This is a genomic window from Thermoanaerobacterium butyriciformans, assembly GCF_017874545.1.
GTDB classification, from domain to species: Bacteria; Bacillota; Thermoanaerobacteria; order Thermoanaerobacterales; family Thermoanaerobacteraceae; genus Thermoanaerobacterium; species Thermoanaerobacterium butyriciformans.
The window spans coordinates 23,998-46,727 of sequence record NZ_JAGGLT010000019.1; the positions used below are offsets into that span (position 1 = coordinate 23,998).

Consider the following 22,730-nt stretch of genomic DNA (forward strand, 5'->3'; position numbering starts at 1 on the left):
TTTTAAAAGGCTGGATTCAAGCTTATTTTAAATTAAAAGGCCAGAGAAGATAGTTATCTTCCCCGGCCTTTCTGGGCTTTAAATGAGGAGACTTAGAAGTTATTGTTCTGTACCATGCTCTCCTCGGCTTTCTTGATAGCAAGTTTTACAAGATTGCCGCAGTCACGAGATGATACACTTCCCCAACCTTCAGTCTTTACTATATCGTAAACGCCTAGCTCTTTTGCCAATTCCTCTTTCAGATTATCTGACATGAGGCTATTACGACGTCTACTCATTTCAATTCCTCCTTTTGGGCCCATTTATATTTTCCCTATTAAACACTTTTTTTATTCTAACAGTCGTTAATATACATTTTACATTGTTAAATTGCCTTGGCTAGTCTTTATGACTTTTAAGATTTTTTCTTCTGTACCATTTTCAGCATTTATGTATACGTAAAATGTGTCGCCGCTGTACGTCCCTTTAAACTCATAAGCTAAAACTTCTTTTCCACCATCTAGTGGTACTATGCACAATCTACTGCTATCAACCTTCAAATTTTTGCTGACTTTGCTTTGCGCTTCAGATTCGGTAAGTTTTGGTTTTCCTATTTTCCTGTTTACATGCGACATATAGTATGATGTGGCATCAAAACCTACTATGTCTCCATTATCTAAAGCTACTTTTACTTTGACAATGTCAGGATAGATTCTTACGTTATTCTGTACAGGAGTAAAATTAAATTGAACAGTTCCGTTGGCTTTTATGGAGTAAGTGTTTTCCATATTGCTAAAGCCATGAGCTGATAAGAACTTAGTTGCATAATTTAAAGCCTGTGTTTCCGATATGTTTACTTTAGTAACCGCCCTTTGATCCATAAACCAAATTACATGACCACCCTTCTTACTTACATTAACGTAAATCGAAGGAGCGTTTTGAGTCGGCCTTAATTCTACTCCATAAGCATCTATCTTTCCATTGTTAGGACTGTATTTAACTGCAGATGATACAGGTCTTCCTAAAAACCTTTTGGCTATTGACACAGCGTTGTTGTATGACACATTGCTGCCTGTCAGTCCTTTTGGCATCAGTTTTGCCTGGCTTTCAGAGAAAGGCCCATCGTATATGAGAGTTGGATAGTTAGACATTTGCTGATTTACAGTATTCATATTTACATTTAATATTTTGTTGTCTATCTGGCTCATCTTTTGAGTTCCTTTTTTATTTAAGTTGTCTAAATCATACCCACCTTGTATTTTGCTTCTTAAATCCTGCAAACTTTTGCCAAGGTATACTGCATAGTTGTGCAGTTCTGACATTGTCTTTAGATCTTTATCAGTCAATTTCTTTCCGTCTGCCACATTCTTTGAAAGGCTGTAAGAATAATCTCCTATTTGGGATAAAAACTTCGATGTATTGTCCAATTCTGGCTGTCCTATCGGAAGCTGGTTTAAGTTTTCTTGTGCCTCAAAAGCCTGCCTCCATACATCGCTTAAAATGGGTATTGTCGTATTTTCCTGCGATGATACCATCAACTTCCCTGTTGATGTTTCAATATTTTCTATGCTGTTTACAAGCTGATAAAATGATCTATCGTATTGAGCCTGCAAATACCTGTGATATGTTACTTTCTGCATGTATTGGTTATATCCCCATGCTCCTATCACCAAAAGCAAAAAAAGCATCACAACTGTCGATATCCTTTTCATTTTCATCACCTACCTTGCAAATATATGACTGCCAATCTGTGTTATGATCGGTCTATTAAATATCCAGTAATTCTGAACTTTTGATGCATTGTAGTAGTATAATGCTCCACCTGTAGGATCCCATCCTGCAATTGCATCTTGAGCGGCTCTGATGCTGTCCTGAGATGGAGGAAGCCACATTTGTCCATCATCAACCGCAGAAAACGCACCAGGTTGAAAAATCACACCCGCTATTGTGTGCGGGAATATGGGAGATCTTACCCTGTTCATAACAACTGCTCCTACAGCTACTTTCCCAACAAATGGCTCACCTCTTGCTTCTCCGTTTATAAGCATTGCCAAAAGATATACATCGTCATTTGTAGTCGTAGATGTTGCCGGAGTGTATGTATTTGATATTGAAGTGTATTTGCTAATGTTAAATCCCAATGCTACTTTCGTTTGATCGTCGACAATTCCAGTCACATTGAGCCCATTATTTGCCTGAAATTTTCTTACAGCCAGCCATGTTCTAACTCCAAAAAATCCATCTACAGGTCCATCGTAATATCCCCAATCTTTAAGTCTAGACTGAACCCTTGACACATCAGATCCAGAATTGCCCCAATATAAATTTGACATTGTTTTGATAGACATGTTTAACGTACTTAACTCAACGCAAAAAGTAGTAAATAGTATTAGTATCAGCAGTATCACCTTTATCCTGGATATGGAATAGTTTTTCATCTTTTGCCTCCTCTACAATTTAGTATTTGTAGATATTTTTTGTAGAGAATCAAACTTTATACACGTGTCCCAAAACTTTTATGTAATCTATGTTTGGATCTTCTCTCTAATCATTTTAATGCCATACGAATATCATCAAAATACTTCTCAAGCACTTCTACAATTTTAAATTTCACCTGTGGTTTATTTGTCTCTATCATGGAAAGCTCGTCTTCTGACAAATACTTACTTAGCTCTCTCTTCGTTTCATCACTTGAAAGGCCATGTGTAATATCTACAAAACACAAAGGCGGAAACATCACACACCACCAGTTTTTCCCTTCACCTTTTCCTATTACTATTCTTAGTGCATTGTAATTTCCTGCCGGAAGCATTATTGTGTCATAATACTTTGTCGGAAAATCAAAACGCCCGTACATCACCTTCACACCATAATCTTTGCCGTTGGCGTAAACAGTATCTTGCGCTATCTTCTGTATATATGGTATGTTCTTCTTGATTATGTCTTCTGACTCTTTTAAGTTTGTCACTCCAATGAATTTGTCGTTCATACTTTTGATTACTGCATCTCTTACTTTAAGTTTTAAATTTTGGTCATCTACTGAATCGCTATTTGCTATAACGTGAAACCTAATAAGCTTATTTGATATGTCTTCCTTCATGGCGTATGTATTATCGTTTCTGCTAATTGCAAAAAGAAATACTATAAAAAGTGCCAAAATAATTGCTATAAATCGCTTCATTATTGTATATCCCCCATTTTTTTAATTTGACATACCAGATAAACGGCATGCCTTCAATCTCAATTATTGACAGGTGGAGGATAAAATATACAAAGTTTATTTAAATAAACCAATCCTCCTTATATGGGTGGATACAACAGGCTCTACAACTACATCTGGAAATTTTTTCTCCCATTCAGGCCCTACTTTACTCCACAATGCTGGTTTGTACTTTTGTATATAGTCACCGATACCTATCATATCAACTTTTAAATCTTTCTGAAATTTCTTCAATGAATCATTAATCATTTTCTCTATCACTTTGTCGGCTTTTTTCTCCATTGTGCCTAATACATTTGTTTCAAACATCTCTCCGTGCTTTTGAAAGCTGTATTCTGTCACTTCTCCTTCTACATCATACTTTATCTTGTAAATTATCTTCCCATTTTGTTCAATAACCTGTCTTTTCATGACCGTATTTGTAATATTAAAAGGAACTTTTACTTCTTTTCCGTCAGTAGTAGGCATGTTAAACGTAATGTCACCACCTTTTACAAACCCCATTAGCCACATGTACCCCATGTTTTCCCCATCTGAAAGCCATCCTGCCAGTTTGTAATTTTTTATAATGGCAGAACCAGCAATTTTTAGTTCATCTTTTCCTGACGAAATAACAGGAATAATAGCATTTCCATTTGTGTCATGAAGGGATTTAGTTATCTTATTGTAATCTAAATTAGGGAATATTGACGTTCTATTATACTGCTTAAATATATCATCTATATACACACCGATATCTGGATCAAATTTATAATTTTTAAGCAGTATATCTTGTGCCTTACCATCTGCGACTAAAAGCCTCAATTTCCTGCTTAATTCATAGCTTCTATCAAGAGTGTCTAATACTTCAAGAAATTTATTCCTATCGCTTACCACATCCTTGCCAAGTATAACTGCTTTCGTATGTCCGAGAAAAAGCCTCTTATCAAGTCTCGTGCTTATATGGCGAGATGCAGAAAAAACCGTATCGCCAACCTCTGATATGGAGAAATTAGGTTGCCCACCGCCACCACCTCCACCACCGGCAGCGCTGGTTACCTGCTTTACATTAGGAAATTGAAAAGTTACAATGTAATTCTTAGCTTGATTAGATGTATCAATCCCTATCGCCATTACAAATGCTCTATCTTCTATCTCTACCTTATCCCAGCACCCCGTCAAAAGTGATAATATCAACAAAAGCAGCACATAAACCTTAATTTTTTTCACTGTTTTTCATCCCCTTATCTCTCAATTTCATAGCTAAAAACATTAAAATCGGAAGAATAACAACAAAAAACAATGTTAAAATCGATGCATATGAAGCATATTTGTATACTTCAACTATGGAGTCTGGGATAAGCGCCATAAAGTAGATAATAGGTATAAGGGGTATAACTAAATATGTATGTTCCCTAGCCTTAATAAGTTTAGAAAGAGTCAATGTGGCAGCATAATGAAAAGCTGATATTGATGTAAATACTGCAAATGTCCAAATACCCATTATCAAGCTTTCAAGATTCTCAATAAAAAAGCCTGGGAAATTTATAGATTTTATAACTGTAAGCAAAGGCCAAAGCTGCACACTTGTCTCTTTGTATCCAAATATACCTATTGTATAAAATGTAACGTATATATAAAAAAATATAATAGAGAAAAAGGAAATGTTTATACTTTTTTTAAATTTAGTTCCCATTTGAATATATGGAAATATAACATATAGTATTTCAAACCCGATAAAACTATAAGTTGTTGACAATATTCCTTTCAATAAATTTAAAAAAGAAATCCTCAAAATTGGCAAAAAATTGCTTAAATCTAAATCAGTAATAGTTGGAAGAAAAATAATCATCATAGGTATGACCATTATAGGAAAAAGAATCTCTGATAACCTAGCAATAGGTTCTATGCCATAACGTACGATGTAACCAGAGGTGAAAAGCATTGTTATCATTATCACTTCAACTGGCGTACTATTTAAAAGATATGATTTTGTAACCTCTGCAAAAATTCTTAGATTCAAACTGCAAAAAATTAAAAAATATGCAACAAGAAAGATACTTAATATAACAGATACAGGCTTTGTCATAAGTTTTGCAGAGTACTCTACAAAAGTTTCCGTTGGAAATTTAGATGCTATATAACCAATAAATCTTGCTAATATTAACGCTAGGATTCCTCCCAACAGTATCACTATAAGCGCATTTGGACCAGCCGCTTTTGCAACATCAGCAGATAAACTTAATATACCTGCCCCCAGCATAGTTGTAAAAAGCAGTATTGTAGTTTGATTTTCTGATATCTTGTCATTATTTTTTATCATTACCATTCCTCCGGTCTATCTCCATGCTTTCGATCTCCTCAGGTCTTAAATCTTTCATGCGTTTCTTGTCTTGTGTATCCAAAATTGCTGGTCTTTTCTTAAACATCATAAGTGGCGCTCTGATCAAGGTATCTGCTAAATCACTTAAATTTACTTCAACAAACGGTGATAAATACGGAAGACCAAAACTTTTTAGAACTACCAAGTGTGTAAGCATTAGTATTAAACAAAGCATTATACCGTACAGTCCTAATACGGCAGCAAAAAGCATAAAGGCAAACCTTAAAAGCCTAAAAGCAATAGCAGCACTGTAACTTGGTATCGAGAATGATGATACTGCCGTGACTGCAACTACTATAACCATCAGTGGACTTACGATTCCCGCCATTACAGCAGCTTGACCAATGATCAAACCACCTACAATACCTATCGTCTGACCTATTGGAACAGGAAGCCTTATGCCAGCTTCTCTTAAAAGTTCAAAAGTTGCCTCCATTATCAACGCTTCCATAAAGGCAGGAAACGGAACACCTTGCCTTGTTGAAGCTATATAAAGGGCTAATTTTGTTGGTATCATACCAGGATGATATGATGTAAACGCAATGTATATAGATGGTCCAACAAGAGCAATGACAGCCGCTGTAAACCTCAGTATCCTCAAAAGTGATGAAATCATCCATCTTTCAAAATAATCTTCAGGCGACTGAAAAAGCGTCGCCAGAGTAGTCGGTATGATAAGGGCAAATGGAGAATTATCTATAAGTATAGCTATTCTGCCTTCTAATACAGATGCTGCAACTTTATCTGGCCTTTCTGTATTTAACATCTGGGGAAATGGCGAATGCCAATCTTCTTCTATAAGTTGCTCAATATAACCACTCTCTAATACACCGTCAATGTCTATCTGTTCTAGTCTCTCTTTAATCTCCGACAATAAATCTTTATTGACAATGTCATCTATGTACAATAAAGCAACATCTGTCTTTGAACGCTTGCCTATTTGCATCTGCTTTATTTTAAGCTCAGGATCTCTTATCCACCTTCTAACAAGGGCTGTATTAACTCTTAAAGTTTCAGTAAAACCTTCTCTTGCACCCCTCACTACCATTTCTGTCTCTGGTGGTGCTACAGATCTCATCTGCCATCCTCTGCTGGATATAATCACAACTTTAGGGTGTCCATCTAAAAAAAGAGCTGTATCACCTGACAATATGGATGTTATGCACTTGTCAAGATCATCTATCTCTTTTATATCACCACCAGTTATGGCGGCTTTTTTTATCACTTCATATATGTTCTTTTTAATTTCCTCTATAGATGGTTTTGCCTGCCTGGAATCAAGCATGAGTGAATGCATTACGTGTTCATTTATGATGCTTTTATCTACGAGTCCATCTACAAAAACAAGTTCCAATTTATGTTGAAACTCTTCTCCAACCCAGATTTCCCTGTAAATTATATCATCAGAATCTTTTAACATATCTTTTATGTATTTTATGTTTTCTTCAATATTCTCCTTGACTTTCGGGCTTACTACATCTTTGTCTTCATCGTTACCATTTTTATTGCTTTTATTATTTTTAAATAGCTTATTAAAAAGTCCCAACAAAAGCACCTCTTTTCATCAAATCGGTAATAGTTTCATGATTATATACATTATTACATCTACCAAAAGATAAGCTATACCTATGTTTCTGCATATCTTTGAATCCTCTTCAAGGCCTTTCTTTCTTAAGTCTTTAGGCTCAAATACCGACTCATAAAATCCCGCGATGAAAAGCGTCGCAAATAAATATCCATTAAAGACCTGTTTTATAAAATGAACTAAATTCACCATTTCAATATCACCTTTTTTAATTATTTCACAATAAAAAAATTATATGCAAAAAAAAATAGGCCTCTGCCTATTTTTACGCTATATATTTATTCGCCATTTCCACGTCCTCATCCTTATCTACGTCGTTCCCTATTTCAGGGTATTTTGATATTACAGCTTTTGCATTAATATTAAAAAGCTCCGAAACTTTTCTTTCCAACTGACTTATTGTAACCCGTCCAAAAGCAAACAAGATTAAAATCTTGAATCCCAAAAGCTGACCCAGTTTCCATGGTTTTTTCCTAAACGCTATAAACTGTTTTGCTGCTTCAATACATGCATCGATTATCTTAGGATTTAAGTAAAATATATTTCCACCTGTGAAAGTACCTTCTTTTATTTTAGCGTATGTCCTTTTAGCATCCGGAAACTTCCTCTCATTATCCTCTCTTTTCACAATTGGATAGCATAAGTCTGCATTATATGATTCCGATTGTTCAATAAAATCAATTACCGCCTCTTTCGTCAGCATAGGAATATCACATGTCAGTATCAAAACACGCCTGTCATTTTTAAAAGGCTCAATTCCTTTAACAACATTTTCTATAATGGAGCTGCCTTGTTCTATTAATATATCAATCCCATCTATGCATTTTAATTTTTCTTTATCGCCTATTACTGCAATTTTTTCTACCTTGCCTGAACCCCTCAGTGCATCAATAACGTATGATATCATGTATCTACCTTTTATTTTAATAAGTGCTTTTTCAGGAAGCTTTTCATCACCAGTACTGCCTGCAAGTATTAAAGCATTCATAATCTATTTCACTCTCCATTGCTAAAATGCTTCATATCTTTTACCAAATCATTTTGGAAATTCTGAATGTGCTTTTCCGCCCACTTTTGAGCATTTTCAGCATTTCGCATTTCTAATGATTCAAGTATTTTCTTGTGTTCCTGATACAATTTTTTAGATTTCCTATAATCGTTGATATATTTTACCCTAAATCTGTGAACATGCTCCTGTAGATTATTCATTATCTGCACCAATTTTTCATTTCTTGATGCATTAAAAATGCAATCATGAAATTCTTGATCGTATTTAATCAATTTCTCTGTGTTGTTTTCCGCAATTCCTTCATAGAATTTATCAAGTATTTCCTTTAGCTTATTAAGCTCATCATCTGTAATCCTCTCAGCAGCTAATGATGCTGCCAGTCCTTCTAAAGACTGTCTAACCTCAAAAGCATTGAGAAGATCCTTTGTGCTTAAATCCGACACATAGGCACCTTTTCTCGGAACCATTACAACAAGGCCATCCAGTTCAAGTTTTCTTATGGCTTCTCTAACAGGTGTCCTGCTAACACCAAGCTTTTCTGCTAGCTGTACTTCCATAAGCCTTTCACCGGGTTTAAACTCACCTGTTATAATAGCATTCTTCATATAGTCAAAAACAATATCCCTCAGTGGTTTATAATTTTCCAATGGTAGATAATTATTCATACAGTTCAATCCCCTTATCAATAGTATTAGCAATATATACAAAGAAGCCCTCATTCAAAAATGCGTTGTACGCCATATTTAAAAAATCCAAATTATCAAAGATTCCAAATACCGTCGGACCGCTGCCACTCATCAGTGTGCCTGAAGCTCCTCTTTCCATCATCTTTTTTTTGATTTCACCGATAATTGGATAATTCTTGATAGTAACCCGCTCTAAATCATTTCCTAAACTTCTGCAGATACAAGCTATACTGTTTGAATTTATAGCATCGATCATCTTTATTGTATAATTATTTTCTACAAAATCAAGTTTGTCATATTCAGTATATACGTCTTTTGTTGATACAAACAACGGAGGTTTCACAATAAGCAACTTTAGCTGCGGTGTCTTTATGTCTAATAATACATCTCCGATGCCGCTTGCCACCTTAGTTCCACCATCAATACAAAAGGGAACATCAGCTCCTAATGACGTAGCTAATTGTTTCAGCATAGACAAATCTATATTAAGATTCCAAAGCTTGTTCAATGCTACTAATGTCGCTGCTGCATTAGAGCTTCCACCTGCAAGCCCTGCAGCAACAGGTATATTTTTATTGAGCCGTATCAATGCACCATATCCACCAAATTCTTTTTTCAATAGATTTGCCGCCTTTACTACAAGATTGCTTCCATCTGATGGTATATACTTATTATCGCATTCAAAAACTATATCATCGTTTATTTCAAACTCTAATTTATCATATAAATCTATTGATTGCAAAACCATGTTTACAATATGGTATCCATCATCTCTTTTACCTTTGACGTCAAGCGACAAGTTTATCTTAGCATAAGATTTTGCCATTAGTTTGTCCATAATATATTCACTTCCAAAAAAAATTCACACTATAATATATATTATACATTATACACGAAAATCCTTCTATATATGTTTAGTTTTAAAAATAAAATAAAAGTTGGAATAAATATTAAATTCCAACTTTACCTGAATTTTTATATTTTATTTGGTATTATAAGCTTTGAACCTGCCAAAACTTTTTCTTCTTTCAGATCATTTACCTTAATAATATCTTCCTTAGCAGTCCTATACCGTTTTGCTATATCCCAAAGCTCATCATCTTTTTGAACCATGTATATGGTAATGCTGTGCCTGTTTTCCTCGCTTCTAGCTTCATCAATCTCCTTTACGTCTGCTAAAATATCATATCTGCTTATTTTAAATGCATCCACAGTAGCATCGACGACAAATTTCAGCTCTGCTTCTTTCATAGCCATTATGTCATACGATATGTGAGTTATCTTTAAATCAATAAAAAGCTCACCATCATCGATAGGCGCATCTAAAAACGTCTTAAACTGTGCCTCACCTTTAAATGACATCGGATTGCCGTTATCACCTATATACATTATGTTATAATCTATTATACCTTCCAAAAGCACTTTCCCATCTTTCAAAATATAGTCAGAAAGCACAGGATATGCCACAACATCAATGATTTTTCTTACATTATTTTTAAATTCGACATTTTCTTTGAATATAGCTTGTGATTTAAAACGTTCCTGTTGGCTAATTGCCTCAATCGATTCAATTACAGGCTCAACATTTCTCGTTATCCCATAAATATCGACAGGAATTTCAGTCTCATCCTTCTCTACTACCAGAGCTTCCGTCTTTAAAACTAATTCTATATCGATGATTCTGTTATCACCGTTCTCATCAGACGATATTTCTATATTTTTTTCTATTATTCTTTCATAAGTATTGGCCCTCATGTAACTTAATGCCCCAGGTACTTCTATAAAATTAGCATAGTTAAGGTCACATTCTTCATATCCGTACTCGTCTTTTGAATCGCCTTCATATACTACGTATACATGAACACTCCCTTGTATAACTACACGATTATCTGTTATTTTAGGTTCTTCAGGCTTTATAACCACATCAGTTTTTAAAATCCTAGATATATTAGGTTCACCATCGGAAATCTTTACCTGTTCTTTCAGAAAAGTCTCTGCGCTGTTTTGCCCAACAATATTTGATAGCTTAATAGTTTTTTTAAGATATTCTATGTCCTCTTCACCTTGAATCCCAACTATCGCTTCCTTCTTTTCCTTATCAAATGCTCTTCCAGATATGTTCACTATTACCTTTACATTCATTTTTCGACTGTTAATCAGAGAATAATCAACGTGTTCCACTCTAGCGTTGACAAGTGATATGCATTTGGATTTTGAACCGTTAATTTCAAGAAAATGTGTAAAATCAATAGACTTATTAATCCTCATTAGTTTCTTATCTTTATCTGCTGCATAAATGATGTTAAGCCTCAGTTCACCGTCAACTTGAATCTTTTCATCGCTTTCTATAACTTCGTTTATTACAGCATCACCTACAACTGCAACTACATTTATGGCATCAGGCATATCTTCTGGTACTATTACGTCACTTTCTATAAGTGCCTGACTATCCTCGCCACCTACAAATCTGTCATAACTTATGGAGTTTGTCACTGCCCCCTGCAACATACTTTTACCTCCTCAATATTAAATTTACGGTACTTTATTGCTTAATCCCTTAGAGTAATTTTTATAGATATCTAATATAATAATATAAAAGGAGGTCTTAAAATATGCCAAAAAAACAAAAACCGATAAAAATCGGTCTTTGTTACATGCAACGTATTTCTTTTTCACCTTTCATCAATGTAAGCTCAACTGTATCCGTTAAAATGTCAGAATAACTATATGAGACCCTGCGGGTTGCTCCCTGTCCATCTATCACAATAATAAAAATGCTTGGATATGTCTTTTCTAAAAATCCTTCCCGGATTATTGTCTTCTTTCTTCCACCATTGGTTTTTAGCCGGACTCTTGCGCCAACATGGTCATCCAGCTTCTTTTTTATCTCATGTAGGGCTAATCTATCGGCCAATTTTATCACTCCTTACACAATTCTGAAAATATTATAACACATTTTTCATTTAATGTCAAATAAAATATATTATTATACCAGCGAAAAAGTAGTTTGTCAACAAAGTGATTCATGTTTAAAATTGCAAATAAATGCGCAAAATAGAGAAATAAGCGGTATATATTGAAAAAAATTAATAGCGAGTCAGTTGACTCGCTAAAATTTAGCCTTTGGGACTCCATACCTGAATTTCCCCATTGTCTGCAGCCCACCGATGCCTGGTGCACCTGTTATCGTATTTTCAATTAGATCCTCAATTTTCACTATTTCATTTATATGAGAATAAGCCACTTTCTCACAAACCAAAACAGGATCGAGGCAATGTATCAATACTCTCTCTGGTGAGCTTGCATAGTTGGCTCCAGATGATATTAATGCTTCATAATTTGACTGGCAGGCACCTGCAAAAATGACCAAATCATCTAATGATGGTTCATAATTTCTAGCATTTTTGACAGCCTCTACAAAGTATTTTGAATTTCTATAATTGTTTATATCAGAATAATTTCTGCTGTTTTTTACGCCATCATGTCCTGTTAACACCAATATATCTGGTCTGTATTTACTTAAAAGACTTACTACTTTGTCCGGTTGTTCTTTTTCATCTACAATTTCTCCATGTGCTTCTATACTTGCCCTTTTGTAAGCATCTAAACATATATTTAAATATCCTTCATCACTATCAATATGAAGAACGGTACCTGGTTTGCCATAAGGCTCATTTCGGTTTGACCGCATCATTTTAGGCCTTTTTAAATCTTTTGATTGAGCGATTTTTTTTATAAGATAATTTGCTTTCCTCTGATACGGCTCGTCGTATTCGTTTATTCTCGTTAAGGAAGCCGGCATAAGATCATCTTCGGGCGCATCAGCAACTATCCGCATATTAAGTCCATGTAGTAGATAATGCTTTGTGCCTCTATTTTCTATGACATCTATAACTTTAAACAGCAAATCAAAACCGTGTGATTTCCTTACTACTATGTCATTAACCTTAAAAGACATAAAGATCCCCCCACAACATTATAGTCATACTTCATATACTATAATATGCAGGGTTCTATATACTTGTTATATACTATTCTTCCATTTGTTTTCCTAAAAAAGTTGCTGCCGTTTCTGCAATTTTAGCTTCAACTTCAGTTAATACAACACCACTTTCTCTTGTGAAGATTATGACAGTACCAATCGTATCTCCCCGTGAAATAATAGGTACAATAACCTGTGATACTGGCATAAATTCTTGTCCTTCGGCGATAGCAATAGAGCCTTTATCTTTGCCTTCACCGAGAATAACTGTTCTCTTTTCTTCCATATATTTTTCTAGCTCCGAACTTATAGGTTTATCTATCAATTCTTTTTTAGGCATTCCTGCAACAGCTATAACATTGTCACCATCTGTTATGCATACAGGCTGTTTTGTTGATTGATATATGCTGTCTGCATATTCTTGTGCAAAATCTCCAAGTTCACTTATAGGAGAATACTTCTTTAATATTATTTCACCTTCTCTGTCAGTGAAAATCTCTAACGGATCACCTTCTCTAATCCTCAATGTTCTTCTTATTTCCTTTGGAATGACAACTCTTCCAAGGTCGTCTATTCTTCTAACAATTCCAGTCGCTTTCAAATTATGTACCTCCATTTCCTGAAATTTTAAGTTCAAGATTAGTATTTATGTATTACCATAATTTTATACATAAAAAAGACACTTAGAAGTGTCTTTTTTAGTGAACAAGAATTAAAAAAAAATTTATAAAAATATCTGGGAACCATTCGATAGCGTACTTTAAGATTTCATTTCAATATCCATTTCAAGCACTTCCTCCGTGTTTCTGTTGTTTCTTATTTGTTTTATGAGATATTAAGACACAAAAAGGAATACAGTGTCAAAACTATATTCCTTTTTTTATGCAGAATTTTTATTAGAAAATGTTGACAAAATATAGTAGATAATGTATAATCAACAAAAAATGGCGGAGGGGTACTAAAGGTAAAGAAGGGGTTAAAAATGATATTTAAACTTTTTTCTATTATTATTCAAATAATAAATGTCATAAGTTTAATTTTTATTATCTATCTATTATATAAAATTTTCTTATATTTTTCTAAAAAGGATTAAACACATTAAAATTTTCTTGTTCGTTTTATGCAATAAACTATAAAAAGGAATACAGCAGAAAAACTGTATTCCTTTTTATAGTTATTTTTTATTTTGTAGCTACTTTTCTATTGCTAAAGAATGGCTCATACACATTCTTTTTCGCACCAATCATCTGTAACTGTACTGTAGTTATGATTTTCCCATTTCAAATCTTGATAGTAAGAAATTTACAACCTTCCCAAAACCTTTCTACGCTTATCTCTGGCATGCACCAAAGGGGAATGTTAAACAGTAACTTTTATGTTTTGCGGAAACTTCTCAATCTTTGCTGCCTTTTTTAGAGCTTCTGATTTTTGATTAAATATATCCTGCTTTTTATTGTTTTCTAAATATGTTATTATGCTACTTTTTACATCGTTAAAAGATTTTATAGATTTACCCTCTGACTTTATTATATGATATCCATACTGCGTCTTTACAGGCTTCGATATTTCTCCGGGATTTAAGGCAAATGCTGCATCTTCAAATTCCTGCACCATAGTGCCTCTAGGAAACTCCCCTAATTCACCGCCATTGTCCTTTGTAGATGTATCTATTGAATACTGCTTTGCAAGCTCTGCAAAATTGGCACCATTTTTAAGCTTGTCATATATCTCATTGGCAGTTTTCTCGTCAGAAACCAATATATGGCTGGCCTTCACAACTTCAAACTGGCTTTTATTATCGTTGTAATATTTTTCTGCTTCACTATCAGTTACTTTTACATCTTTCGTCCAGCTATCAATCAGTTTATTTACAAGAACATTATCTTTGGCTGTCTCTTTCGTCACATTGCTATTTGTGACCTTTTCTGAATTGTATTCATCAGTTATTTCTTTGTCTGTTGCAGTAATCTTTTCTTTCTCAGCTTCTTTTATCAAAAGTTTCTCCAAGATGAGATTATCTAAAACAGAATTTTTTACAACATCAATAAACTTCTGCTCATTATAGTTTTGATTCCAGATATCCTTTGTATACTGTGGATCACTTTCTATCTGTGTCTTTACCTGGTTAAACGAATCCTGATATTCTTTTAATGTTATAACTTGATCATCAACTTTTGCGACAATATTTTTATTTACACCACAAGAGGTCAAAGTAGTAAGTGCCAATGTTAACGCCAAAACAGCGCCTAATCTCTTAAACTTCAAAGTATTCATCCTTTCATCTTAACAAATTTATATACTCATTATATATCAGTTTTAGTTAATCTGCAAACATTTAATTTTGTTAACAAGATTAATCAATTCCTTCAACACGTTTTCCTTTTTATTGTACTTGTAGGTTATATATGGTGGAACCTGCCCTGAAAACATAATCCTTCCTCTGAACTCATTCACTAACGTATCTACAATTCCAGAATTTATAGATTTAGAATCTTTAAACTTCAATATTATTGATGTACCCCTTTCTGAAATCTCCAATATGTTTGCATCCCTTGCTAGTGCTTTCAAATAAGCCACATCGATAAGAGCTTCTACGGCTTTTGGATACTCTTTAAATCTGTCTATAAGTTCGTCTTTTATATCTTCTACGTCCTTTTCATTTTCGATTGAAGAAATCTTTTTGTACATTTCAAGCCTTTGATTTTCATCTTCAATGTATTCTTTGTCTATATACGCACTTACTTTAATGTCAATGGTAGTATTTGGCTTCTCATCTTCAACTTCGCCTTTTAAACCTTTTATGGCTTCATCCAAAAGCCTTAGATACATGTCATATCCTATTGCATCTATATGTCCATGTTGTTCAGCCCCCAAAAGATTTCCTGCACCTCTTATTTCAAGATCCCTCATGGCAATTTTAAATCCCGAGCCAAACTCCGTAAACTCTTTTATAGCTTCCAATCTTTTTTCTGCAACTTCAGTAATAACTTTATCTTTTCTATAAGTAAAATAAGCATACGCCAATCTATTGGATCTGCCTACTCTGCCTCTTAACTGATACAGTTGCGATAGGCCCATCCTGTCGGAATCGTAGACTATAATTGTATTGACATTTGGTATATCAAGGCCTGTTTCAATTATTGTTGTACATACCAATATGTCGTAATCACCATTTAAAAATCCAATCATTATATTCTCCAGCCTGCCTTCCTCCATCTGACCATGTGCTACAGCTACCCGTGCGTTAGGAACCAGTTCTTTTATGATAGAAGCCATTCTTTCAATACCTTCTATCCTGTTATAGACAAAATAAACTTGTCCTCCTCGTCCTAGTTCTCTCAAAATGGCATCTCTTATGAGATCTTCATTAAATTCAACAACGTACGTTTGGACAGGGTACCTGTCTTCTGGAGGATTTTCTATTACGCTCATATCTCTTATACCGATTAGGGACATATGCAACGTCCTGGGAATTGGTGTTGCTGACAGAGACAACACATCAATATTCTCCTTTAACTTTTTAATTTTCTCCTTATGTTTGACACCAAATCTCTGTTCTTCATCGATAATTAAAAGACCTAAGTCTTTAAACTTTACATCATTTTGCAAAATCTTATGAGTCCCAACAAGTATGTCAATAGTTCCCTCCGCCAGTGACTTTATAATTTGTGATTGCTCCTTATAGCTTCTAAACCGTGACAACATTTCTATCTTTACCGGAAAATCCTTAAATCTTTGTACAAAATTATTATAGTGCTGTTCAGCCAATATAGTTGTCGGGCATAAAAAAGCCACCTGCTTTCCATCAGCTACAGCTTTAAAAGCAGCCCTTAATGCAACTTCTGTCTTGCCATATCCCACATCACCACAAAGCAATCTGTCCATTGGCTTATCGCTTTCCATGTCTTTTTTTATTTCTTCTATACATCTTAGTTGGTCTTCTGTCTCTTCGTATGGAAACCTCTCTTCAAAATCCTTCTGCCATGGTGTATCTTTTGAAAAAGCATATCCCTTCATTGTTTGCCTTTTGGCGTAAAGTTTAATCAGATCCTTAGCCAGATCTTCCACGGCCTTTTTGGCTTTTTTCTTAAGCTTGGACCATTCATTTCCGCCTAACTTATTAAGCTTTGGCGGTTTGTCCTCAGGACCTATATACTTTTGTATCAAATCCAGTTGATCCACTGGTATAAATAGCTTGTCATCGCCCGCATATTTTATCTTAAGATAATCCTTCGTAACACCATCAAAAGTTATTTCTTCTATTCCTTCATACTTTCCTATACCGTAATTGACATGCACTACGTATGATCCAACTGTAAGTTCTGTAAAATTCTTTATGCGGTTTCCATTTTTTACTTTAAAAGATTTTCTTGGTTTTCTAGACTGACCGAAAATCTCAACGTCGCTTATTAATGCAAATTTTGCATCTACGTATTCAAATCCCTTGCTGACAGTCCCTGGGTATATCAAAATGCCTCCATCGGGAATATTGTATTCTTCATCATCAACTATAGGTACATCTAATCCATAACTTATCAGTGAATCTCTCAACATCCTTCCTCTTTCTAAATTGCTTGAAAGCATTACAACTTTGTACCCTGACTTTCTGTAGAATTTTAAATCGTCTACCAGCAGTTCAATCTTACCATGAAAAGGATGCATCGATCTCGATACAAAATTAACAATACTTCTCACTTCAATATTCGCGTCAGATTTTACTATAGTATTCATCAAAATCAGCGATTTGCCTGAAAGCTTCTTCAATATATCATCATAACTAAATAAAAGATTCGACTGCTCTGGCAAAACCTCACCAGATAAAAGCAACGATTTGAAATTCTCGTTAAACTCAGTCAAAATATTTGATGCTCTTTCTTTCACTCTTACATTTTCATCTAATATGACAAATGCATCGTCAAAATAATCAACAATGGAGTAAAGTCTATCATAGAAAAAGCTTATTAATTCTCCTATATTTGGCACACTTTTGGTCTCACTGATATTTTCCATGATTTCATCAAATTTCTTCTTAATCTTTTCCGCTCTTCCGCTGTGAGTTTCTTTTATCTTTGAAACATACGAATTCACATTTCTGCTGAGATTTTCCATGCCATTTTTGATGTTTTCGTCTTCCAGTATAAACTCTCTAGCAGGAAATAACTCTACTTCGCTTAGATTATTCAATGATCTCTGAGTAAAAACATCAAAACTCCTAATAGAATCAATTACATCATCAAAAAGTTCTATCCTAAAACCTTCATCTTCCATCGGTGAGAAAAAATCTATTATGCCACCTCGTATGCTGAACTGTCCTTTTCCTTCCACCATAGGTACTCTTTCGTAGCCCATCGTTACCAAAGATGATGATAATTCATCTAAATCGATAATATCTCCAACTTTATATTTACGTCTATATCTTGAAAAAATATCTTTAGAGACAACTTTATTCATTACCCCATCTATTGAAGTGACAAAGGCAGATGGTTTATCGTCAATAATTTTTTTCACAGCAATAAGCCTTTTCCCGATAAGGTCAAGGCTTGACGCATCAACTTTATAGAAAAGGGCATCTCTGGATGGCATCAAATAAGCATCACCATTTAAAAAAGAGCTTAAGTCTTCATAGATAGTCCTTGCTTTTACATCATCATACGTTATAAACAGTACCTTCTTATTCAGCTTCTTTATAATATAATGGGCAATATGAGCTTTTTGAGAATCTGTTAGTCCATATATTAATAAAGGCATCCTATCTTTTTCAATGGCCTCATCAACTTCCGCAATCTCTTTTAAATTTTCTATGGGCTTTACAAACAATACAATCACCTCAACATAATCCTATTCCAATACCCATGAATGACAGATGTAATAATAATTGATGCATATATGTTTACATATATCAATATATAATATGCAATAGCTCCAAATATAAGATGTGTAATAATGCTTAAAACCGACGCCCTAAAGTTTACTTCTTTAGGTGATGCAATAAAATCGTTCAACGATTCCACAATGCCAAATATGAAATGGGTACCAACTATGCTGCCAAAAATATACCCTATGATAGTTTTTGACGATTCTTCAATAATCGGTACACCGTATACAACTGCCTTATCTCCATATAAATCTACGACAAATTTATTTAAAAAATATGATAAAAAAACGCTTATCAATCCGCCTATAATAAACATTTGCTGTCGCCATTGAACAAATTCATGGCATGTTCAACTCCATTCTCTATAATATCAATGATGGCATCTGCCGCTTTATCGATAGAATTGTCTACAACCAGTTTATCGCTTTTATCGAATCTGCCTAGGACATGCTCTATCATATCACCTTTTGGTTTTCCTATTCCTACCCGGACTCTTGGAAAGTCCTCACTATTTAATAAGTATATAATCGATTTCATGCCATTATGTCCACCTGAGCTTCCCTTTTTCCTTATCCTTATTTTACCCACATCCAAATCTTTATCATCATAGACCACAATCAAATTAGAAAGAGGCAACTTGTAAAAATTTACTATATCATAAACAGCCTCACCGCTTGAGTTCATATACGTCTGAGGCTTCTGTAATATCACCTTTTCCTCTTTATAAATACCTTCACCTATTAATGATTTGAATCTCAGTTTTTTAACATCTATATTTAATTTTGCAGAAAGATTATCTATCACATCAAACCCCATATTGTGTCTAGTCCCTTCATACTCTCTTCCGGGGTTTCCAAGTCCTACAATAATGTACATACAAAAAACCTCCAGTCCATACTATTTTTTATTATATCATAAAACATTTTAAAAAAAAGTTGTAGATTTATGCAAAAAAAGTTCCTTACCAGCGGGAGGAGACTGGTAAAGAACCATTTTAGCGTTATTCATACAATCATTGTGCGTTTGAACTGCTCATTAACTTAACTTTTGCAGTTAACGTCTTGCCATTTCTCCAGAATGTAACAGTGATTGTATCACCGACTTTATGCTTGTTTATTATGCTCTGCAGTGAATCAAACGTATCAACTTTCGTACCATCAACTGCTGTTATTACATCACCTGCTTGCAGTCCTGCTTCATCAGCACCGCTGCCTTGTTGTACTTGTGCTATATAAAGACCTACAGGTATATTATACTGTGCTGCATCCTGAGATGTAACTTCCTGTACGCTAACACCCATAATTGGTCTTTCAACATATCCATGTTTTATAAGTTCATCAATTATAGGTTTCGCTTCATTTATTGGAATCGCAAATCCCATTCCTTCAACAGGTGTACTTTGACTCTGGAACATACCAAATGGATCTTGTGTATTAGAGCCACCTGTTGATGTCAACTTTACACTTGTTATACCAATTACTTCACCATTACTATTGACTAAAGGTCCACCGCTATTACCAGGATTTATAGCCGCATCTGTCTGTATTAGATTAACTGGTCCGTAATCGCTTTGAAGATTTCTATTAAGACCGCTTATTATACCGGCTGTTACTGTTCCAGCAAAACTTTCACCGAGAGGATTTCCTATAGCAACAGCAAGTTCTCCAACTTCAAGTTTTGATGAATCACCTAATTTTGCAGGTATCAAATTTGTAGCATTTATCTTTAATACTGCAAGATCTGTTTTTGCATCTTTACCTATCAATTGTGCAGGAAATTTTCTTCCGTCAGATAAATTTACTGTTATTTTGGAAGCGCCATCTACGACGTGGTTGTTAGTTACTATATATCCTTGTGAATCAATGATTATGCCCGAACCGCTTCCTTCAGGTATAAGTGCGCTTCTATAGCCATTGGAATACGACACGCTTGTATCAATACCAACTACAGAAGGGCTTACAATTTTTGCAATGTTAGTAATCAAGTTAAAATTATTGTTGTCAGATGACAGCGGCAAATACCTGTTTATAACTTGAGTCTGCTGACCTATATTAGTGTATTTCATAATTCCTGCAACTGCGCCGCCTCCAATAAGTGCTGCAATAAGAGCAACAGCTACAAATGATACTAACATCCTCCTTCTGAATCTCTTAACCATCTTGCCTAAACTCTTTTTGTTGCTTCTAAATTCAACTCTTGGCATCTCGTGATTGATTTCACTGTTTTGCTGATTATATGTTGCTGGAATCTCCTGAGTATCATTCATACTATCGCTTTTTATATTTTCGGCATTCATACTGTTACTGTCAATTTTGAAATTATCTATTTCATTTTCGTCTATGTTTTTGTTTTGTTCATTTTCAAAATCCATATCGATCATCCTCCTTATCATCTCTCATGATTACATTATAGATTAGAATTTTTAATAAACTGTGAACATATTGTAAATAATTTTTAATAATTTCATGTTAATAGGAAAAATAAATGCAGCCCGAGGGGTGGCTCGAGCTGCTATAATAAGGGAGGTCAAGGAGAGGCTTTTCTCTCTCTCAAGTATTATTATATCTTTAATTTATGAATAAATTATGAACAAATTGTAAAAAATTTATTCTATTGCTTAACTTTTTTCAACTTCAGTGTAAAAGTAAAAGTAGTACCTTCTTCATCACTGCTGGTAACCCAAATATCTTCATTATGGAGATTTATAATACTTCTTACAATATACAACCCCAGTCCAACTCCAGGACTTCCACTTCTAGATTTATCAACTTTATAAAATCTATCCCATATATGATCTATTTCGCCTTTCGGTATCGTCTTCCCTTTGTTGTGGACTTTTACATAAATTTTTTCTTTTGACTTTTCGGTAGATATATGTATATAACCACCTGGATTTGAAAATTTGATTGCATTATCTATCAAATTGGTAAGCACCTGCTCTATCTTATCTTTGTCGGCTTCTACAATATCTTTGTCGCTTTCAAAATCAACCTTAACCATCAAATCCTTTTCGTTTATTCGAGATTCCATCTTGATAATAGTCAATCTGATAAGCTCGTTGATATCAAACTCGACTAGATTCAGGGGAAAAGCTCCCGACTCCATTTTTGTTATATCCAAAAGTTCAGATATAAGCCTAGACATGCGCCGCGTTTCTTTTTGAGCGATTTCTAAATAAAATTTTGATTTTTCCATTGGTATCGTGCCGTCAACAACGCCATCTATATAACCCTGAATTGTAGATAAAGGAGATCGGAGCTCATGTGAAACGTTAGCAACAAATTCCCTCCTTGCATTATCCATTCTTCCTAATTCGCTGGACATAGCATTAAATGATTTTGCTAAATCTCCTATCTCATCGTCATCTACGACATTTATCTTGGTTGAGAAATCACCTTTAGCCATTTTTTCTGTAGCAATGCTCATTTCTTTTAGTGGATTAGATATTCTCTTAGACGTGTAAGAAATTAGTATGAATGCAATAAATATAGATATTGATATAGCTAAAAGCATTATGAAAAAAATATCCATAAGGGTCTTTTGCATCTCTACAATTGGTGAATGCATGAATATCGCACCTTGTATTTTACCACCTAATACAAGAGGAAGCCCAACAGTAAGAACAGGCTGTGTAAACCTTCCACCGAAGTAACCTCTTCTTACAATCGTCTCGCCTTTTAATATATTTCTGATATCATCTCTGCTTAATGTTACACCTGTCCAGTTCTTCTCAAAATCCCTCGATTGTATATATATATGTCCATCTGTGCTTACAACCCAGATTGAAGCATTTATAAGCCTATCAACAACATTTAAATTCTGATTTAATCTGTCAATATCAATGTCCCCTATCAAGTAATCATTTAAAATAGTGTTTATCTGCTTTCCTTCCTCAACCATTATTTTCTCTTTATCTCGAAAATAATAATTCTCAAACATAATATAAAAAAGTACAGACAGTATTGCCATCGTCAACACTATAATCATTATATTGGTAAAAAGCAGCCTTCTAAAAAGCCTATTCCTGCTCAA

At 34.4% G+C, this 22,730-nt stretch carries 21 protein-coding genes; all 21 read right to left on the reverse strand.

Annotated features, from left to right (window positions below):
- Positions 1-92: 92 nt before the first annotated feature.
- Positions 93-278, reverse strand: coding sequence for a small, acid-soluble spore protein, alpha/beta type (locus J2Z80_RS09050; protein WP_013786991.1), 186 nt, complete (start codon positions 276-278; stop codon positions 93-95).
- 78 nt (positions 279-356) lie between these two features.
- Positions 357-1,691, reverse strand: coding sequence for a germination protein YpeB (ypeB, locus tag J2Z80_RS09055; RefSeq protein WP_209454100.1), 1,335 nt, complete (start codon positions 1,689-1,691; stop codon positions 357-359).
- A gap of 9 nt (positions 1,692-1,700) precedes the next feature.
- Positions 1,701-2,417, reverse strand: coding sequence for a spore cortex-lytic enzyme (gene sleB / locus J2Z80_RS09060; RefSeq protein WP_209454101.1), 717 nt, complete (start codon positions 2,415-2,417; stop codon positions 1,701-1,703).
- A 110-nt stretch (positions 2,418-2,527) separates the two neighbouring features.
- Positions 2,528-3,160 carry a stage II sporulation protein R gene (gene spoIIR / locus J2Z80_RS09065; protein ID WP_209454102.1) on the reverse strand — a complete coding sequence of 211 codons (633 nt, stop codon included), beginning with the start codon at positions 3,158-3,160 and terminating at the stop codon, positions 2,528-2,530.
- A gap of 96 nt (positions 3,161-3,256) precedes the next feature.
- Positions 3,257-4,408: a Ger(x)C family spore germination protein gene (locus J2Z80_RS09070; RefSeq protein ID WP_209454103.1), complete on the reverse strand. Its 1,152-nt coding sequence runs from the start codon at positions 4,406-4,408 to the stop codon at positions 3,257-3,259.
- Positions 4,395-5,501 carry a GerAB/ArcD/ProY family transporter gene (locus tag J2Z80_RS09075; RefSeq protein ID WP_209454104.1) on the reverse strand — a complete coding sequence of 369 codons (1,107 nt, stop codon included), beginning with the start codon at positions 5,499-5,501 and terminating at the stop codon, positions 4,395-4,397. The genes J2Z80_RS09070 and J2Z80_RS09075 overlap by 14 nt, the downstream gene beginning before the upstream one ends.
- Positions 5,488-7,116 carry a spore germination protein gene (locus J2Z80_RS09080; protein WP_209454105.1) on the reverse strand — a complete coding sequence of 543 codons (1,629 nt, stop codon included), beginning with the start codon at positions 7,114-7,116 and terminating at the stop codon, positions 5,488-5,490. The genes J2Z80_RS09075 and J2Z80_RS09080 overlap by 14 nt, the downstream gene beginning before the upstream one ends.
- Before the next feature lie 9 nt (positions 7,117-7,125).
- Positions 7,126-7,338: a CLC_0170 family protein gene (locus J2Z80_RS09085; protein ID WP_209454106.1), complete on the reverse strand. Its 213-nt coding sequence runs from the start codon at positions 7,336-7,338 to the stop codon at positions 7,126-7,128.
- Positions 7,339-7,411: 73 nt separating this feature from the next.
- Positions 7,412-8,134 carry a nucleotidyltransferase family protein gene (locus J2Z80_RS09090; protein WP_150201455.1) on the reverse strand — a complete coding sequence of 241 codons (723 nt, stop codon included), beginning with the start codon at positions 8,132-8,134 and terminating at the stop codon, positions 7,412-7,414.
- Between the two features lie 8 nt (positions 8,135-8,142).
- A complete protein-coding gene (locus J2Z80_RS09095; RefSeq protein ID WP_209454107.1) occupies positions 8,143-8,820 on the reverse strand; it encodes a GntR family transcriptional regulator in 678 nt (225 codons plus the stop codon).
- On the reverse strand, positions 8,813-9,679 hold the full coding sequence (gene ispE, locus J2Z80_RS09100; RefSeq protein ID WP_209454108.1) for a 4-(cytidine 5'-diphospho)-2-C-methyl-D-erythritol kinase: 867 nt from the start codon (positions 9,677-9,679) through the stop codon (positions 8,813-8,815). Before ispE ends, J2Z80_RS09095 begins: the two co-directional genes overlap by 8 nt.
- Positions 9,680-9,816: 137 nt before the next feature.
- Positions 9,817-11,349, reverse strand: coding sequence for a DUF3794 and LysM peptidoglycan-binding domain-containing protein (locus tag J2Z80_RS09105; protein ID WP_209454109.1), 1,533 nt, complete (start codon positions 11,347-11,349; stop codon positions 9,817-9,819).
- A gap of 142 nt (positions 11,350-11,491) precedes the next feature.
- Positions 11,492-11,755 carry a Veg family protein gene (locus J2Z80_RS09110; protein WP_013296759.1) on the reverse strand — a complete coding sequence of 88 codons (264 nt, stop codon included), beginning with the start codon at positions 11,753-11,755 and terminating at the stop codon, positions 11,492-11,494.
- A 195-nt stretch (positions 11,756-11,950) separates the two neighbouring features.
- The gene (gene yabG / locus J2Z80_RS09115) at positions 11,951-12,799 is read right to left on the reverse strand and encodes a sporulation peptidase YabG (RefSeq protein WP_209454110.1); all 849 of its coding nucleotides are present in this window, start codon (positions 12,797-12,799) and stop codon (positions 11,951-11,953) included.
- A 73-nt stretch (positions 12,800-12,872) separates the two neighbouring features.
- Positions 12,873-13,424, reverse strand: a complete 552-nt coding sequence (spoVT, locus tag J2Z80_RS09120; RefSeq protein WP_209454111.1) for a stage V sporulation protein T — start codon at positions 13,422-13,424, stop codon at positions 12,873-12,875.
- A gap of 758 nt (positions 13,425-14,182) precedes the next feature.
- A complete protein-coding gene (locus J2Z80_RS09125; protein WP_209454112.1) occupies positions 14,183-15,088 on the reverse strand; it encodes a peptidylprolyl isomerase in 906 nt (301 codons plus the stop codon).
- Positions 15,089-15,139: 51 nt separating this feature from the next.
- On the reverse strand, positions 15,140-18,640 hold the full coding sequence (gene mfd / locus J2Z80_RS09130) for a transcription-repair coupling factor (protein WP_209454136.1): 3,501 nt from the start codon (positions 18,638-18,640) through the stop codon (positions 15,140-15,142).
- A 5-nt stretch (positions 18,641-18,645) separates the two neighbouring features.
- The gene (locus tag J2Z80_RS09135; protein ID WP_209454113.1) at positions 18,646-19,014 is read right to left on the reverse strand and encodes a hypothetical protein; all 369 of its coding nucleotides are present in this window, start codon (positions 19,012-19,014) and stop codon (positions 18,646-18,648) included.
- Entirely contained in the window at positions 19,002-19,574 is a 573-nt protein-coding gene (gene pth, locus J2Z80_RS09140) for an aminoacyl-tRNA hydrolase (protein WP_209454114.1), read from the reverse strand. The genes J2Z80_RS09135 and pth overlap by 13 nt, the downstream gene beginning before the upstream one ends.
- Before the next feature lie 136 nt (positions 19,575-19,710).
- A complete protein-coding gene (locus tag J2Z80_RS09145) occupies positions 19,711-21,069 on the reverse strand; it encodes a S1C family serine protease (protein ID WP_209454115.1) in 1,359 nt (452 codons plus the stop codon).
- A 239-nt stretch (positions 21,070-21,308) separates the two neighbouring features.
- On the reverse strand, positions 21,309-22,730 hold the full coding sequence (locus J2Z80_RS09150; RefSeq protein WP_209454116.1) for a sensor histidine kinase: 1,422 nt from the start codon (positions 22,728-22,730) through the stop codon (positions 21,309-21,311).

Coding starts and splice junctions, on each gene's coding strand:
- J2Z80_RS09050 (WP_013786991.1), bottom strand. CDS start 278: ATGAGTAGACGTCGTAATAGCCTCATGTCAGATAATCTGAAAGAGGAA.
- ypeB (WP_209454100.1), bottom strand. CDS start 1,691: ATGAAAAGGATATCGACAGTTGTGATGCTTTTTTTGCTTTTGGTGATA.
- sleB (WP_209454101.1), bottom strand. CDS start 2,417: ATGAAAAACTATTCCATATCCAGGATAAAGGTGATACTGCTGATACTA.
- spoIIR (WP_209454102.1), bottom strand. CDS start 3,160: ATGAAGCGATTTATAGCAATTATTTTGGCACTTTTTATAGTATTTCTT.
- J2Z80_RS09075 (WP_209454104.1), bottom strand. CDS start 5,501: ATGATAAAAAATAATGACAAGATATCAGAAAATCAAACTACAATACTG.
- J2Z80_RS09085 (WP_209454106.1), bottom strand. CDS start 7,338: ATGGTGAATTTAGTTCATTTTATAAAACAGGTCTTTAATGGATATTTA.
- J2Z80_RS09090 (WP_150201455.1), bottom strand. CDS start 8,134: ATGAATGCTTTAATACTTGCAGGCAGTACTGGTGATGAAAAGCTTCCT.
- J2Z80_RS09095 (WP_209454107.1), bottom strand. CDS start 8,820: ATGAATAATTATCTACCATTGGAAAATTATAAACCACTGAGGGATATT.
- ispE (WP_209454108.1), bottom strand. CDS start 9,679: ATGGACAAACTAATGGCAAAATCTTATGCTAAGATAAACTTGTCGCTT.
- J2Z80_RS09105 (WP_209454109.1), bottom strand. CDS start 11,349: ATGTTGCAGGGGGCAGTGACAAACTCCATAAGTTATGACAGATTTGTA.
- yabG (WP_209454110.1), bottom strand. CDS start 12,799: ATGTCTTTTAAGGTTAATGACATAGTAGTAAGGAAATCACACGGTTTT.
- J2Z80_RS09135 (WP_209454113.1), bottom strand. CDS start 19,014: ATGTTTATTATAGGCGGATTGATAAGCGTTTTTTTATCATATTTTTTA.
- pth (WP_209454114.1), bottom strand. CDS start 19,574: ATGTACATTATTGTAGGACTTGGAAACCCCGGAAGAGAGTATGAAGGG.
- J2Z80_RS09145 (WP_209454115.1), bottom strand. CDS start 21,069: ATGGATTTTGAAAATGAACAAAACAAAAACATAGACGAAAATGAAATA.